Annotated in this window: 12 protein-coding genes; 7 read left to right on the top strand and 5 right to left on the bottom strand. The window is 42.7% G+C overall.

The window, feature by feature from the left end; all coding sequences use genetic code 11:
* Positions 1-76 precede the first annotated feature (76 nt).
* The 4 genes from PR833_RS07410 to ppsR form a co-directional block, all read right to left on the bottom strand.
* Positions 77-2230 carry a TonB-dependent receptor domain-containing protein gene (locus PR833_RS07410; RefSeq protein ID WP_141173109.1) on the bottom strand — a complete coding sequence of 718 codons (2154 nt, stop codon included), beginning with the start codon at positions 2228-2230 and terminating at the stop codon, positions 77-79.
* Positions 2231-2318: 88 nt separating this feature from the next.
* Positions 2319-2504, bottom strand: a complete 186-nt coding sequence (hemP, locus tag PR833_RS07405; protein WP_004919137.1) for a hemin uptake protein HemP — start codon at positions 2502-2504, stop codon at positions 2319-2321.
* A 217-nt stretch (positions 2505-2721) separates the two neighbouring features.
* Positions 2722-3771 carry a 3-deoxy-7-phosphoheptulonate synthase gene (locus PR833_RS07400; RefSeq protein WP_014658212.1) on the bottom strand — a complete coding sequence of 350 codons (1050 nt, stop codon included), beginning with the start codon at positions 3769-3771 and terminating at the stop codon, positions 2722-2724.
* Between the two features lie 127 nt (positions 3772-3898).
* Positions 3899-4759: a posphoenolpyruvate synthetase regulatory kinase/phosphorylase PpsR gene (gene ppsR / locus PR833_RS07395; protein ID WP_004919142.1), complete on the bottom strand. Its 861-nt coding sequence runs from the start codon at positions 4757-4759 to the stop codon at positions 3899-3901.
* A gap of 271 nt (positions 4760-5030) precedes the next feature.
* On the opposite strand from ppsR, the gene ppsA reads away from it, so the two are divergent.
* Positions 5031-7406, top strand: a complete 2376-nt coding sequence (gene ppsA / locus PR833_RS07390) for a phosphoenolpyruvate synthase (RefSeq protein ID WP_272525996.1) — start codon at positions 5031-5033, stop codon at positions 7404-7406.
* 746 nt (positions 7407-8152) lie between these two features.
* Here ppsA and ydiK read toward each other — a convergent pair.
* On the bottom strand, positions 8153-9268 hold the full coding sequence (ydiK, locus tag PR833_RS07385; protein WP_014658214.1) for an AI-2E family transporter YdiK: 1116 nt from the start codon (positions 9266-9268) through the stop codon (positions 8153-8155).
* Between the two features lie 269 nt (positions 9269-9537).
* Here ydiK and ydiJ point away from each other — a divergent pair, with 269 nt between their 5' ends.
* The 6 genes from ydiJ (at position 9538) to sufD (ending at position 17344) form a co-directional block, all read left to right on the top strand.
* Positions 9538-12594 carry a D-2-hydroxyglutarate dehydrogenase YdiJ gene (gene ydiJ / locus PR833_RS07380; RefSeq protein WP_088499343.1) on the top strand — a complete coding sequence of 1019 codons (3057 nt, stop codon included), beginning with the start codon at positions 9538-9540 and terminating at the stop codon, positions 12592-12594.
* Complete coding sequence (menI, locus tag PR833_RS07375) at positions 12591-13007, top strand: 1,4-dihydroxy-2-naphthoyl-CoA hydrolase (protein WP_004919152.1); 417 nt, start codon at positions 12591-12593, stop codon at positions 13005-13007. The genes ydiJ and menI overlap by 4 nt, the downstream gene beginning before the upstream one ends.
* Before the next feature lie 369 nt (positions 13008-13376).
* Positions 13377-13757 (top strand): Fe-S cluster assembly scaffold SufA, encoded by a 381-nt coding sequence (gene sufA / locus PR833_RS07370; RefSeq protein ID WP_004919156.1) that lies wholly within the window; start codon positions 13377-13379, stop codon positions 13755-13757.
* Between the two features lie 16 nt (positions 13758-13773).
* A complete protein-coding gene (gene sufB / locus PR833_RS07365) occupies positions 13774-15273 on the top strand; it encodes a Fe-S cluster assembly protein SufB (RefSeq protein ID WP_004919158.1) in 1500 nt (499 codons plus the stop codon).
* A 45-nt stretch (positions 15274-15318) separates the two neighbouring features.
* Entirely contained in the window at positions 15319-16065 is a 747-nt protein-coding gene (gene sufC / locus PR833_RS07360) for a Fe-S cluster assembly ATPase SufC (RefSeq protein ID WP_272525995.1), read from the top strand.
* Positions 16040-17344, top strand: a complete 1305-nt coding sequence (gene sufD / locus PR833_RS07355) for a Fe-S cluster assembly protein SufD (RefSeq protein ID WP_004919163.1) — start codon at positions 16040-16042, stop codon at positions 17342-17344. The genes sufC and sufD overlap by 26 nt, the downstream gene beginning before the upstream one ends.
* The last annotated feature ends 6 nt before the right edge of the window (positions 17345-17350 follow it).

The raw sequence follows: 17350 nt of genomic DNA, 5'->3' as shown, positions 1-17350 counted from the left end.
AAGTTTCGATTTTGCCTAAATCTGTATGCAGGGAAACAAACCGGCGAGTATTATTTATTTTATAATTATTAAATGGTTACCATTGATAACTCACATTGAAATAGAAATTACGGCCTTCTTGGGGAACCCCCATCGAAGAGACATATTGACGATCAAAGGCGTTTTTCATCGTTAATGTCGTATTCAACCCTTTTATAAATTGGTCAGCTTGATAGTTCACATAAAAGTCATGAAGGCTATAGCCTGCATACTGGATGACTTCTTTATGGTAACGATCGAGTCCATGCTGAGATTTATGTTGTTTTAATTGGTACTTAGCATTGCCTTGGAACTGTGTTTTAGCCGCAAATTCACCTACCCAGCCAAGACTAAGGCCAGTAGTTGCAATGGGGGCATTGAAGCGAATGAGTAGCGTTTCAGGGCGAATGGAAGAGAGAGAATAGCCTGTGCCGTCCTCTTTACCTGTTGTTTTGTTATGACTGATATTTAAATCAAACCAGTGGGTTTTGTAGCGAATAAAGCTATCAATACCTCGAATGGTGGCGGAAGGAACATTGCTAAAATAAATTTCATTAGGGAACCATTGATATTGCCCTTTCATGAAATGGTATTTTTTGGTGTAACGACCTTCAACGGCAATATGGTTTTTCGCTTTGGTATCAAAATACGTTGACCCAAATTGCAGTTCATCGCCATTTGATAACAGATCATCAAAACTTGCTTTTAAACCAACTTCTACTGTTTTATTTGTCTCAGGTTGTAAGTCAGGCGTAGGTCTAAAATCGGAAGTTAGCCAGCCGCCCATCACCGAAAAGTGATTAGAATTGTTATACAGCTCTGCCATACGAGGCGTCCGATAACCTTCGGAGTAAGAGGAGTATAGGTTTAACCAATGTGCCGGCGTGATACTGACCGCAAAACGTGATGACCAATTCGTGTCTCTATTCTTTGCAAACCCTTGACGTGAAGCTTCATAGCTTGTGAAACGGGTTCCTGCTGAGAGTGTAATAGGCAGGTGGTGTAACGTCATATCATTGTTAACCCAGCCCGAAATATTAGCTAGTCGAGCAGGGGGGTAGCTGATCGCGTGTTTATTGGGTTTTTGCTGTTGTTGATAATACTCGATACCACTTTCTATTTGGTTATTCACCCAGCCCTCAATAGGAACAATAAAGTGATTAGTCAATTTTGTACCATAGGTATATTGCGTACGCTTTTCGCGTTGATATTGATTATCAGCCTTAGCTTTTTCTCTATCTAACTGACTCAAAGAGAGGTCGGTATAGTACAGATCCCAATTTGCTTGCCAGTTAGGGAAACGGTTTGAGGTAATATATTGACTAATTGAAACATCCCGCTGGTGGCTATCGCGCTCGTGGGGCGTGTTTTTAAAACGCGTATCAGCGGAGTTGTTTACTGTAGGTTGTTTGAGACCTAACCCATCATTACGATAATCACGTAGCTGTAAGGCTAAATGATAATTAGGGTGTGCATACCAAGTGGTTTTTAATAACCAATTATGCACTTTTTCATGATTATCTTGAGTTGGAAAATCCGCAGATGCGAGTGAATATTTTTTACGTTGGCTATAACTTAATAGCATATCCAGAGGGCCAGTATGTCCATATACCGATGCCCCGGCAAGGTAGCTGTGGTCATTGCGGTTGACCCCACTGAAAACGCGGCCTCCTAATGCCTGCCCTTGCTTTAATAAATCCTTTGCATTCACGGTTTTCATCGCTACGACACCCGCTAGCGCGCCACTTCCATGAGCAACGGATGAAGCACCTTTATGGACAAAGACTTTTTTTACCAGTGACGGGTCAATAAATGTCGCATTGTATAACCCAGAATTAAAATCTTGAGTGACGTTATCCACCGTGATTTTTACACCACGAGAATCATAGCCACGTAGATGAACCTCTTGACCGTAGGTTCCACCAGTACCAGAGACAAAAATACCGGGTTGGCCTTTTAATAAATCTAAGGCAGAGCTTGCTGATTGATATTCAGGGGATTGAGCATCAATGACATCGACTTGCTCGGCCACCGCAATATTTTCGTGATGAAAAGGGTGGGTCGTAACATGAACAGTATCACCTATCGTCTTTTTTGCTGTTGCAACCGCGCTAAATCCTGAAATAGCGAGTGTTGTCGCAAGTGCGGAAACGGTTATTTTTGATCCATTTAACGATATGGTGGGTGTAACAGACATCAGTTTAAACTCCATAGGAAATCCTTTCCTTATGTGGTGAATATCGCTGGCTGCCTTGATACAAGATCTGGGTGGCTTGCTGTGAATAAATTTTGAATAAAAACTATTTGGTTAAAATCAGTTTACCAGCACGAGTCTGTCTTAACTGGTATATCTCGCCGCGATGTTGGATCGCTAATTTACCTTCAGAGCCTAATAATTGATGACTATCTATAACGTCAACTTTTACGGGCGGAAGGGTTGAGTTGGCGATATTTTCAATAGGTGGTTTAGTGATGTTATCAGTCATATTTGGCCCAATTGATAATAAAACTAAGAGTGAGAATCATTATCTTTAAGTTGCTAAGTAACATCAAGGGGTTTTTACATTTAGATGACAAAATCACTACAATGCATGAGTTGCTTATCGGTTTAGGTCAATATTTGGTGAATATTTATGCGGAAAGGAACTCGACTCTTTCCTATCAAAGAGAGTGAAAGAGTCGGTGGGGGAATAAAATGTCAGCTTATTTAAAGCGGCTTTCTACTGCTTGGACCAAGATATCAATGAGTTGCTCGGTATCATCCCAGCCTAAACAAGGGTCTGTGATGGATTGCCCGTAAGTTAGAGGTTGACCTGCAATAATTTTTTGAGTGCCTTCAAGTAAGAAGCTTTCAGCCATTACACCACTAATTGCGGTCGAACCGCCTTTGATTTGCTCGGCAATATCGCGGGCGACTTCAAGTTGGCGACGGTGGATTTTTTGGCAGTTACCATGGCTAAAATCAACGACTAAATGTTCAGCTAATTCAAATTCACGTAGCTTATCACAAGCCGCTGCAATATCTCCGGCAGAGTAGTTAGGCTGCTTTCCACCACGCATAATAATATGACCATGTGGGTTACCACTGGTTTGGTAGATGGTCATTTGGCCACTTTTATCGGGCGATAAAAACATATGTTGGGCGCTGGCTGCGCGGATGGCATCGATAGCAATACGGATATTGCCATCAGTACCATTTTTAAAACCAACAGGGCAAGAGAGTGCCGATGCCATTTCTCGATGGATTTGGCTTTCTGTTGTTCTTGCGCCAATCGCTCCCCAACTGATCAAATCAGCAATATATTGCCCTGTGACCATATCGAGAAATTCTGTTGCGGTAGGTAGCCCAAGCTGATTGACATCAATAAGTAATTTGCGGGCGAGCCGTATCCCCGTATTGACTTGGCAAGAGTTATCTAAATTAGGATCGGAGATCAGGCCTTTCCAACCTACAACGGTACGGGGTTTTTCAAAGTAGGTACGCATAACGATTTCAAGACGGTCTTGATAGCGTTCACGTAAGACATTCAGCCGATTAGCATATTCCAGAGCCGCATCAATATCATGAATAGAGCATGGGCCAACAATAACCAATAAACGGGGATCTTCCCCCGATAAAATTTTCTCTATCCGTTTACGTGACGCTGTCACGTTTTCAGCCACTTTCTCAGAAATAGGAAATTCGTCAGCGAGTGTCTGTGGGGTAATTAAGCTATCCACACGCTGAGTACGTAGTTCATCAGTTTTTTGCATTCTTTCTTCTCAAAAGCTTTAATAGGCAGAGCCGTATCAGTGATTAGGATCACAATAAACGAAAATGGCTCGAATTCAACCTACAACGTGAGATTGAATGAAAGATTTTTTAAAAAATACATTTCGACTAAAAGATACGCCGTTTTAGCCCCATCGTGTCAATGACTTTGGCAGAAATTTCCTCTACTGAGTAATTGGTTGTATTGAGATAGTTGATCTTGTTTTGTCTAAATAGTGCCTCGACCTCAGCAATTTCAATGCGGCATTGACGTAATGATGCATAGCGGCTGTTTTCACGTCGCTCTTCACGAATAGCGGCTAGTCTTTCCGGGCTTATCGTCAAACCAAATAATTTATGCGTATAAGGGCGTAGTGCAGCGGGTAACTGCAAGTTATCCATATCGTCTGCCGTAAATGGATAGTTAGCGGCTTGAATACCAAATTGCATGGCTAAATAGAGGCTGGTAGGGGTTTTACCACAACGGGAGACGCCTAACAAAATCACTTGTGCTTGGTCTAGGTTGCGCAAGGAAATACCGTCATCATGGGCTAATGTATATTCGATAGCAGCAATGCGAGCATCATATTGATTGATATTCTGTAGCGATAAGCCATGGGTACGGTTGAGTTTAGGCTCAGGCTCTAACCCCACTTCTTGCTGAATAGGGGCAACCAAGGTTTGCACAATATCCTGACAAAAACCGGCGCTGTCGGTAATAATTTTTTTTACGGAGGGGGAAATGATGGAATAGAACACCAGTGGACGGTTTTGAGTCTCTTGATAAATCGTATCAATTTTCTGTTTTATTTCCTGCGCACGTGCTTCTGTGGTGACAAAAGGTAGCGTATAGGAATTGAAAACTAAGGGAAATTGCGACAAAACAGCATGTCCTAGCGTTTCTGCGGTTATTGCGGTTCCATCTGAAATAAAAAAAACAGTTCGTTCTGTGAGGTTTGTTTTATGATTAGTTGCGGTTATTTCGCTCATATATAGTGTCTTTTGTTGTATTTTTCGTTGGTTTTAGAGAGATATTATATTTGATTAAAGTTTAAAAAATAGTTTATAGGGGAAAGTATAGCCAATATTTGAACAATTTTTAGAACAAAAATTTTTTCTTGCTAGTTGGAACGATTCACCAGTCTATATTCAGATATTGTCTGTGCTAGTCTATTTCGTGAGGCGAATTATCGCCAATGAGATTTTTTACGATTTGTACCTTGTCACTAAATTGCTAGATAAAGATAAAGGATCGCTTTCAATGTCCACAAATGGCCTCACTCCGTGTAATGTACTTTGGTATAACCAATTAGGGATGAATGATGTTGACCGTGTTGGCGGCAAAAATGCCTCGCTCGGTGAAATGATTACCAACCTGTCCGATCTTGGTGTATCCGTACCTAACGGATTTGCGACAACCGCACAGGCGTTTAATGATTTTCTTGAGCAGAGCGGCGTGAATCAGCGCATTTATCAGCTGTTAGATGAAACGGATATTGATGATGTTAATCAACTCGCTGCGGCGGGGGAAAAGATCCGTCAATGGGTTATCGACACCCCTTTTACACCACAGTTAGAAAGTGATATTCGTGCGGCATACCAAACACTGTCTGAAGGTGAAAAAGATGCCTCGTTTGCTGTACGTTCATCTGCAACAGCAGAGGACATGCCTGATGCTTCATTCGCAGGGCAGCAAGAGACTTTCTTGAACGTTCAAGGCATCGATGCTGTATTGGTTGCTATTAAACACGTATTCGCTTCCTTATTTAATGACCGCGCGATTTCATATCGTGTCCACCAAGGCTATGACCACCGTGGAGTGGCACTCTCCGCGGGTGTTCAAAGAATGGTGCGCTCAGATTTAGCATCTTCTGGCGTGATGTTCACCATTGATACTGAATCAGGGTTCGACCAAGTCGTCTTCATCACCTCAGCTTATGGCTTAGGCGAGATGGTTGTGCAAGGGGCAGTAAACCCAGATGAGTTTTATGTGCATAAACCCACCTTGCTGAATAATCGTCCAGCTATTGTGCGTCGTACTCTTGGCTCGAAAAAATTACAAATGGTTTATGCGAACAGTCAAGAGCACGGTAAGCAAGTACAGATTGAAGATGTGCCAGAAGCACTACGCAATCGTTTCTCTTTGACTGATCACGAAGTTGAAGAGCTGGCGCGCCAAGCATTACAGATTGAAAAACATTATGGTCGCCCAATGGATATCGAATGGGCTAAAGATGGTCATAATGGGCGTCTGTACATTGTTCAGGCTCGCCCAGAAACCGTTCGCTCGAATCAACAAGTGATGGAACGTTACCAATTAAAACAACAAGGGAATGTGTTGGTTGAAGGGCGTGCTATCGGGCATCGTATCGGTTCAGGCCATGTTAAAGTGATCCATAACTTAAATGAGATGGATAGGATCCAAGCTGGCGACGTACTCGTTACTGATATGACAGACCCAGATTGGGAGCCTATCATGAAAAAAGCGGCTGCGATTGTGACCAATCGTGGCGGTCGTACCTGCCATGCGGCGATTATTGCCCGCGAATTGGGTATCCCCGCTGTGGTCGGTTGCGGTGATGCGACAGAGCGCCTGCTGGAAAATAGTCAGGTGACTGTTTCCTGTGCTGAAGGGGATACAGGGTTTGTCTATGAAGGTGAGCTAGGATTTGAAATTCATAGTTCCGCCGTTGACGAAATGCCAGCGCTTGATGTCAAGATCATGATGAACGTGGGTAACCCAGATCGTGCATTTGATTTTGCCTGTTTACCAAACGAAGGGGTTGGCTTAGCGAGGTTAGAATTCATTATTAACCGAATGATTGGTGTTCACCCAAGAGCTTTACTGGAGTTCGATTCACAAACTCCTGAGCTACAAAATGAAATTCGCACCATGATGGCAGGTTATGATGATCCCATTGAATTCTATGTTGGTAAGTTGACTGAAGGGATTTCGACGTTAGCGGCAGCATTCTGGCCAAAACGGGTTATCGTGCGTCTTTCTGACTTTAAATCTAATGAGTATGCCAACCTTGTCGGTGGGGATATTTATGAGCCGGAAGAAGAGAACCCAATGTTAGGTTTCCGTGGAGCAGGGCGCTATGTCTCAGATAGCTTCCGAGATTGTTTCGCTCTTGAGTGTGAAGCCGTTAAGCGGGTACGTAATGAGATGGGGCTAACAAACGTTGAAGTGATGATCCCATTTGTGCGGACTGTCGCTCAGGCGAAAGCCGTAGTGGCTGAATTAGCGAAGCATGACCTCAAACGTGGTGAAAACGGCTTGAAAGTCATTATGATGTGTGAGATCCCATCAAACGCATTACTGGCAGACCAATTCCTTGAACATTTTGATGGCTTCTCTATTGGTTCTAACGATATGACCCAATTGACCTTAGGTTTAGATAGGGATTCTGGAGTCGTTTCTGAGCTATTTGATGAACGCAATGATGCCGTAAAAGCCATGTTATCGATGGCGATTCAAGCGGCTAAACGTCAAAACAAATATGTCGGTATTTGTGGTCAAGGCCCATCGGATCATCAAGATTTTGCGCAATGGTTAGTTGAAGAGGGAATAGATAGTCTTTCTCTTAACCCAGATACCGTTGTACAAACTTGGTTAAAATTAGCTGATTCATAATGAATTAATCTATTATTTAAGACGAGAGTCTCAAGCCGACAATTATAATTGTCGGCTTTTTTTATAAATCAAATTGAATATACCGATTGTCAACTTCAATAGAAGCTATCAGTTATTAATTAATATCTAATATAAGTAAATTTAAATACTGGATGAGAATTAATAGGTGTTTACACGGATTAAGTAATATTAGAAAGTTAATAAACCGATCCATTAGTGTTAATCATTTTGAGTTAAATCAATAAGTGATGCTATATAAATAACTATATAAAGAATTATAAGGTGATATTACTTACTCAAAATGGGAGTAATAAAAGATGAAGTCATTGCCTTAGTTGCAGGCCAGCCGGCGAGGCCTAGGATGATGAATAAAATTCATGTTGAGAAAAAAATAAAAAAAAAGCCTATCATGGGCTGACAGGCAAAGACTACACACAGCAATTCTATTGGGATAATCACGCATTAAATTAAATAAGCATGATATTGAGATTCGTATTAATCAAAACGTAATTCGATGTGAAGATAATAAATTAATTAAAAATTATAATCACTAAGAACACTCTTAATATATTTATTAGTCGCTGTATCATAAAGAGAATTCGTTTCAACGAAAAAGATAATATCACAAATGAGCTTGAATACTAACATTAGTCTGTTAAATATTGTTTCTAAATATTAATGAACATAATCGATAATCCAACAGTATGCTTAATAGAGAGCATACTGTTGGTTAGTTTAAAGTAAATTTATTTTTTACTCATAAACTCTTCTTCGAGAAACTTTTCTGTTTCTTCAAGGTTTTCATTTGGTATGGCGACCTCATTCATCCAGGCTTTTAATAGACTGTATGACACCGCAAGTACGACCGGACCTATAAACAAACCAATCATACCAAAGGAGAGGATACCACCGATAACCCCAACAAGTATGAGCACCATCGGCAAGTCAGCCCCCATTTTGATCAGCCATGGACGTAAAACGCCATCCATAGTTGCGACAACAGCAGCCCAAACAGCGAGGATGATTGCCCATGTTGTATCCCCTGTCCAGAATAGCCAAATGACGGATGGTACCATAATCAGTAGCGGGCCAAGCTGAGCAACACAGCAGATAAAGAGGAGAACGGTTAAGATAGCCGCATAGCTGATACCCGATAAGGCAAGCCCTACACCGCCAACAATAGCTTGAATAAGGGCGGTGACGACGACACCTAATGCAACGGCGCGGATTGACTGTGCGGCTAAGACTACCGCTGCATCGCCACGTATCCCTGCTAATCGAACGGCAAAATGACGGATACCTAACATCACAGATTCGCCTTTAAGGTAGAGTAAACCGCTAAATAGCAACATTAAGGCGAGATGGAACATAAAACGGCCGGCATTGATGGCTTGTGCGAGGAACCAACCAGCAGCTTGTCCTAAATAGGGTTGGACTTTGGCTAACAGTGCATTACCGCCACTGGCAACCAAACTATGCCAAGCGTAATAAATTTTTTCACCAACGAAAGGGACGCTGTTAAGCCATTCTAGATCAGGCAAGCGCAAACTGTTAGGTGACTTAGCGAGTTCAATTAGCGGAGTGCTATTTTGAATAATACTGCCAATAAGAATACCCAGCGGTATAACGAATAGTAAAAGTATTAAGGAGACCATGACTAAAGCCGCCAACCAACGCTTGTTCCACAACCTTGCTTCAATGCGTAGGAGTAGTGGCCATGTTGCTATCACCATCATACCAGCCCATACAAAACCAAGAATAAACGGGTTCAGTACCCAAAAACAGGCCGCTATCATTAAAATGATAAATGCGAAGCCAAAAATAAGTTTGGGTAAGTCGAGACGTTTTTGCGATTTTTCCATTAATGCCTAATCCTTAACAAATAAAAACACTGCAAGTGAGCCATTTTTTCAGGTGAAAATAACGTAATTTCTTTTTCACGATCAAAAAAAACAATATTGTGATATGGTTCCATCACTGACAATGTCATCAGCGGTTGTACCTTCTTTAAGGAAAACGGGTTTTGCAGGGGGAAGCTCCGTAAACCAATCAGGCACTATTGTGCTACTTAAAATAAAGATAGTACATAACGAGTAATGCGAACACTAAACAACAAGAGTCATCGTTAATAATGATCCCGCGTATAACTGAAGCACCTCATTTAAGTAAACTAGTTATTGAATTTCTGCACCAACTACAGGCACATGGCTTTACAGGCGATAATGGCACTAGCTATGCGGAACGCTTATCGATGGCGACCGATAATAGCATTTATCAATTATTACCTCAGGCGGTGGTATTTCCTCGTTCGAGTGCGGATGTCCAAATTATAACCCGTGTTGCCGGGTTAGAAAAATTCAGAGAATTAACCTTCACCCCACGAGGTGGTGGCACAGGAACGAATGGTCAATCATTGACCGAAGGGATTGTGGTTGATATGTCACGTTATATGAACCGCATTCTAGAAATTAACCCTGAACAGGGCTGGGTTAAAGTAGAAGCGGGTGTGGTGAAAGATCAACTAAACCAATTTCTCAAACCCTATGGCTATTTTTTCTCACCTGAGTTGTCCACCAGTAACCGAGCCACATTAGGGGGGATGATCAATACCGATGCATCGGGGCAAGGCTCTTTGGTGTACGGTAAAACCTCAGATCACGTGCTGGGTGTTAAAGCGGTTTTGCTGGGAGGGGAATGCCTTGAAACACGCGCTATGCCTATCGCACTCGCCCAAACGATTGCGTCAGAGGATTCTGTCACAGGGCGTATCTACAAAACCGTACTTGAACGCTGTTTAGAGCAGCGCCCTTTGATTGAAGAAAAGTTTCCAAAATTGAACCGTTTTTTAACGGGCTATGATTTACGTCATGTGTTTAATGATGACCTTAGTGAATTCGACCTGACGCGTATTTTAACGGGGTCGGAAGGTTCACTGGCTTTTATTACCGAAGCCACGTTGGATATCACCCCTTTACCAAAAGTACGCCGTTTGGTGAACGTTAAATATGACTCTTTTGAATCTGCACTACGTAATGCGCCGTTTATGGTGCAGGCAAAAGCTCTGTCTGTCGAAACCGTCGATTCAAAAGTACTGAATTTAGCACGGGAAGATATCGTTTGGCATTCCGTGAAAGCATTAATCACCGATGTACCAAACAAAGAGATGCTGGGCCTTAATATTGTTGAATTTAGTGGGGATGATGAGGACGAAATCAATCACTTAACCACGAGCCTGTGCCAGCGTTTAGATGAGTTAATGGCAAGTCATCAAGCGGGTGTGATTGGCTATCAAGTCTGTCATGATTTGGATGACATCAACCGTATTTACAATATGCGTAAAAAAGCGGTTGGTTTATTAGGAAATAGTAAAGGGGCTGCTAAACCGATCCCATTTGTTGAAGATACCTGCGTACCACCTGAACACCTAGCGGATTACATAGTAGAGTTTAGAGCACTGCTGGATAGCCACAATCTGAATTACGGGATGTTTGGGCATGTGGATGCGGGGGTTTTACACGTACGTCCTGCTTTAGATATGTGTGACCCGCAACAAGAAGTGTTGATGAAGCAAATTTCAGATGACATTGTCGCGCTGACTGCCAAATATGGCGGGTTATTATGGGGGGAGCACGGTAAAGGGTTCCGCGCTCAATATAGCCCGGCGTTTTTCGGTGAAGTGTTGTATAACGAGTTACGGAATATCAAAGCCGCTTTTGACCCTGATAACCGTCTGAATCCAGGTAAAATCTGTCCGCCAGCCGGTATTGATGCGCCAATGAAACAGGTGGATGCAGTTAAGCGAGGCACCTATGATCGCCAAATACCTGTACAGGTACGCCAAACGTTCCGTGGGGCGATGGAGTGTAACGGTAATGGGCTATGTTTTAACTTTGATGTGAAAAGCCCTATGTGTCCATCAATGAAAATAAGTGGACAGCGGATCCATTCGCCAAAAGGGCGTGCGACCCTCGTTCGTGAATGGCTACGGCTTCTTTCTAACCAAGGCGTCACGCCAGAAAGCTTAGAAAAAGGAATACAAGAAAACCGTCCATCACTACGCGGCTTGATTGAGAAAACACGCAATACATGGCAGGCGAAAAAAGGGGATTATGACTTTTCTCATGAAGTTAAAGCCGCGATGTCTGGGTGCTTAGCTTGTAAAGCTTGCTCAACACAATGCCCGATCAAAATCGATGTGCCTTCATTTAGAGCCAAATTTTTAGCGCTATATCACAGCCGATATTTAAGGCCTGTGCGGGATCATATTGTGGCGGGAGTGGAAAATAGCGCCCCCTTGATGTCGAAAGCACCGGGTGTATTTAACTTTTTCTTACGTCAGCCATGGGTACAGAAATTAAGTGAGCAGACGATTGGAATGGTCGATCTCCCGCTGTTTTCTCAACCTACCTTAAAGCAAGAGCTATCAGGGCATGCGGCGATGACAGTGACGCTGGAGCAGTTAGAGTCTATGTCTCCTGCACAACGTGAAAACCATGTGTTGGTAGTACAGGACCCATTCACCAGTTATTACGATGCAAAAGTCGTGGCGGATTTTGTCAAATTAATCGAAAAATTGGGCTTTAAACCTGTTTTATTACCATTTTCACCGAATGGTAAGGCGCAACATGTCAAAGGGTTCCTTGCTCGCTTTGCCAAAACAGCGCAGAAAACCGCTGATTTTCTAAATCGGGTCGCCAAATTAGAGTTACCTATGGTTGGCGTCGATCCTGCATTAGTGTTGTGTTATCGCGATGAATACCGTGAGATTTTAGGGGCGCAGCAGTGCCGTTTTACCGTACAACTTGCTCATGAGTGGCTAGTGACATTGCCTGAGCCTACCGAGCATCGTCAGGTGTCGTCTGCCCCATGGTATTTCTTTGGTCATTGCACGGAAACAACCGCATTGCCAAATAGTGCGACTCAGTGGGCAAATTTGTTTAAACGTTATGGTCAAGAGCTTAAAAACATCAGTGTAGGGTGTTGTGGTATGGCTGGGACTTATGGTCATGAAGTGGCGAATATCAAAAACTCGAAAGGTATCTATAATTTATCGTGGAAACCCGCGATAGAGAAATTACCCAAAGAGCGTTGTTTAAGCACAGGGTATTCATGTCGCAGCCAAGTAAAACGTATGGAAAATACACAAATAAAACACCCTATACAGGCGTTATTGGAGATAGTTGAATGATTTGGAGACGTAAATTTACGCTTGACCACATGGCAGAAATGGCCAAAGGCTGTATGTTAGGCCATCTAGGTATTGAGATCACGGGGTATGGTGATGATTACCTTGAAGGCACTATGCCAGTCGACCAACGAACAAAACAGCCATTTGGTTTATTACATGGGGGCGCTTCTGTTGTGCTGGCGGAATCATTAGGCTCAATAGCAGGTTACCTATGCAGTGAAGGGGAACAACGTGTTGTTGGCCTTGAAATTAATGCTAATCACATTCGTTCGGCAACCCAAGGTGTAGTGAAAGGCGTTTGTAAGCCTGTTCACCTAGGGCGCCGCCAGCAGGTATGGAATATTGATATTTTCAATGAGAAAGGGCAACTGTGTTGTACTTCTCGTTTAACGACCGCGGTACTCTCCGATTGATACCCATTAACCTCAACTCGAATAGGGTTGAGGTTCCTTCAACAATTTCATCAGAATTTCAATTTTTGTCTTGCCGATTAAGTTGTATAATAAATGTATCTTTATTAATTTGTGCCATTTAAGTGTATTGATGAGTACATAATATTAAAAAAAATGTAACTTTTTTTAATCGTTATATTTTAATGAGTTAGTGTACATTTTTACACACGATGGCGTATAAATAAGCGCAAAATGCGTAAAAAATGAGCTAGAATAGGTATAACCTTTCAAAACAAATGGTTGAAGTGACAAAGGTTATCGTTACCATAGGATAAACGGAGTTAATCTCCTGATAACTGGCTGAAAAGCCATAAGAATTGTGGGGTCAATATGACTGCAAATGTGAATGACAGCGTAGAAACTTTTTCTATAGACGAAACGAATTGGCAAGGTGTCAGCCTAACTGATAGCGCGGCGAAACAAATCAAAAAATTGATGGAGCAAAATCCTGAAACTAAAGGGCTTTCGCTGGGTGTTAAACAGTCTGGATGCGCTGGCTTTGGCTATGTTTTCGAGATGATCGAGAACCCAACAGAGGATCATTTACTCTTTGAACATGATGGTGCACGTCTGTATGTACCTAAAGAAGCCATGCCATTTATCGATGGTACAGTTGTCGATTATGTCCAAGAAGGGCTTAATCGGATATTTAAATTCAATAATCCGAAAGCGCAACATGCCTGTGGGTGTGGTGAAAGCTTCGGTGTTTAATATGTGAAGTCAGATTATGTCTCAGAGCAATGTAGAAATTGGCGATGAAGTTCAAAGCTGGCTAAATGACCAGCGTTATAAAGAAGGCTTTTTTACGAATGTCGCCACAGATGAAATGGCTAAAGGGATCAACGAAGATGTTGTCCGAGCGATTTCTGCAAAACGTAATGAGCCAGAGTGGATGCTAAAATTCCGCCTTGATGCCTATCATCACTGGAAAGGAATGGAAGAGCCACACTGGTTAAAAGCCCATTATCCAAATTTAGATTATCAAGACTACAGCTATTACTCAGCGCCATCTTGTGGTTCTTGTGATGACAGTTGCGGGTCACAATCCGGTGCGAAGCAAGGAACTGGTGTTACAGAAACCAATAATTATCTAACGGCTGAAGTTGAAGAGGCCTTCAACCAACTCGGTGTTCCTGTTCGTGAAGGGAAGGCCGTTGCGGTCGATGCTATTTTTGACTCAGTATCTGTTTCTACAACATATCGTGATGATCTTGCTAAACACGGCATTATTTTCTGTTCATTCAGTGAAGCTATCCAAGAGTACCCTGAGTTGGTGCAAAAATACCTTGGTACTGTCGTTTCTAGTCACGATAACTTCTTTGCTGCGCTCAATGCGGCGGTGGCATCGGATGGCACTTTTGTGTATATCCCGAAAGGGGTACGTTGTCCGATGGAGCTTTCCACTTACTTCCGTATTAATGCTGCAAAAACAGGGCAATTTGAACGGACGATCTTGATCGCCGACGAAGGAAGCTATGTCAGCTACATTGAGGGCTGTTCAGCACCTGTCCGTGATAGCTATCAGTTACACGCTGCGGTCGTCGAAGTCATCATCCATAAAGATGCAGAAGTGAAATACTCAACGGTTCAAAACTGGTTCTCCGGTGGCGACAGTGAAGCAGGTGGTATTCTTAACTTTGTGACTAAGCGTGCGCTGTGCGAAGGTGAGAATTCGAAAATGTCATGGACTCAATCTGAAACGGGTTCTGCGATCACCTGGAAATACCCAAGTGTTATCTTAAAAGGGGATAACTCGGTTGGTGAGTTTTTCTCTGTGGCACTGACAAACGGTAACCAGCAAGCCGATACCGGCACTAAAATGATCCATATTGGTAAAAATACGCGTTCGACGATCATCTCTAAAGGTATCTCAGCGGGTAAAAGCCAAAATAGCTATCGCGGCTTAGTGAAAATCTTACCAAGCGCACATAATGCACGCAATTTCACTCAATGTGACTCGATGCTTATTGGTACTCAGTGTGGAGCACACACATTCCCTTACGTTGAAGTCAAAAATAACACCGCTCAGCTAGAACATGAGGCGACCACTTCTCGCATTGGTGAAGATCAGCTTTTTTACTGCTTACAGCGTGGAATTAGTGAAGATGATGCGATTTCAATGATCGTAAATGGTTTCTGTAAAGACGTTTTCTCGGAACTTCCGTTAGAGTTTGCGGTAGAAGCACAGAAATTGCTGGCAATCAGCCTAGAGCACAGTGTGGGCTGATCACAATCAGGTTTATATGCGCAAAAGCGCTAAAGGCATGTTGATATGTTAAGTGTTAAAAATTTACATGTAAGTGTAGAAGGCAATGAAATATTAAAGGGCTTATCATTGGAAGTGAAACCGGGTGAGGTTCACGCCATTATGGGTCCGAATGGTTCAGGTAAAAGTACGTTATCTGCAACACTCGCTGGTCGTGAAGAGTATGACATCGACAGTGGCGAAGTCATTTTCAAAGGTAAAGATTTGCTAGAGTTGGACCCAGAAGAGCGAGCTGGTGAGGGTATCTTCTTAGCCTTCCAATACCCAGTAGAAATTCCAGGGGTGAGTAACCAATTCTTCTTCCAAACGGCCGTCAATGCGGTTCGTGAATATCGTCAGCAAGAACCTTTAGATCGTTTTGATTTCCAAGATTTTATTGAAGATAAAATTAACTTACTGGAGATGCCTCAAGATTTATTGACACGCTCTGTTAACGTGGGCTTCTCCGGCGGTGAAAAAAAACGTAATGATATTCTGCAAATGGCTGCTCTTGAGCCAGAACTCTGCATCTTAGATGAAACTGACTCAGGGTTAGATATTGATGCACTGAAAACCGTTGCCAATGGTGTCAATTCACTGCGCTCTCCAGACCGTTCATTTATCATTGTGACGCATTACCAGCGCATTCTGGATTACGTCAAACCTGATTTTGTGCATGTGCTGTATCAGGGGAAAATCATCAAATCAGGTGATTTCAGCTTGGCGAAAAAACTGGAGGAGCAAGGTTATGGCTGGCTTATTGACCAACAGTGAAAGAGCAGGAAAACGTGCTCAGGTAGCTGCATTAAATGAGCAAGCGATGGCGCGTTTTGCAACACTTTTTGAGCAACGCTCTGGGGCGAAATCGCATCATGCGGCGGCACATTGGGAAAAAGCTAAACAAGTCGGTTTACCGGTTTTTCGTCATGAAGATTGGCACTATACGCCGTTGCATTCGGTATTGAATACACATTATCGTTTTGCAGAACAAGATCTTGACGAAAAAGCGTGTGAAGCTTTAGCGCTTCCGATTGATGCCTATCGAATCGTACTTGTTGATGGCCGCTATAGCTCAACACTTAGCTCTATCGATATGGGGCCATTTCAAGTTGCGCTATTAGATAGCCAAGATATGCTGCCCGATGCGGTTAATAGTGAGATCTTTTTGCATTTAACGGAAAGTCTTGCTCAACAGCCAATTGTTATTCACCTAGGTGCAAATCAAATTGCACAAAAGCCCCTTTATCTACTGAATATATCCAGCGGTAGTGATGGCGATACGGTGAATACTAGCCAATATCGCTATCACATCACGTTAGATGCAAACAGCAAAGCGCAAGTGATCGAGCATTTTGTCAGTTTTAACGATAAAGCCCATTTTACTGGGGGCCGTTTAACAGTTGAAGTGGGGGATAATGCGCAATATCAGCACTTCAAACTGAATAACGAAAACAATGTGGCTCAGCATTTTGCTCATAATGACATCGTGGTTGGTCGCGATAGCCAAGTATTAAGCAGCAGCTTTTTGCTGGGTGGAGCACTAACGCGCCATCATACGAGCGCACAACTGATGGGTGAAAATGGGCATTTTTCACTCAATAGCTTGTTATTGCCAAAAGACAGTGAAATTGTCGATACTCGGACTTACCTTGAACACAATGTAGGTCAGTGTGAAAGCCGGCAATTACATAAAGTCATTGCCATGGACGGAAGTAAAGCCGTGTTCAATGGCATGATCAAAGTGGCGCCAAATGCCTTAAAAACAGACGGTCAAATGAGCAATCACACGTTATTATTGGGTGATAAAGCCGAAGTTGACACTAAGCCTCAGCTAGAAATTTATGCTGATGATGTGAAGTGTGGGCATGGTGCAACGGTAGGCCGTATTGATGATGAGCAGTTATTTTACCTGCGCTCCAGAGGGATTGATGGCAAAGCCGCAAAACATATGATTATCATTGCTTTTGCAGCGGAGTTGACTGAGTCGATTGAAAATGAAGAACTCAAACAAGCCGTCATGGCGAATATTCGCCAACGCTTAGCAGAGGTCTAATACGCG

The sequence above is a fragment of the Providencia sp. PROV189 genome, from assembly GCF_028480065.1.
GTDB classification, from domain to species: domain Bacteria; phylum Pseudomonadota; class Gammaproteobacteria; order Enterobacterales; family Enterobacteriaceae; genus Providencia; species Providencia stuartii.
This window is presented reverse-complemented; position numbering and strand designations above follow the sequence as displayed.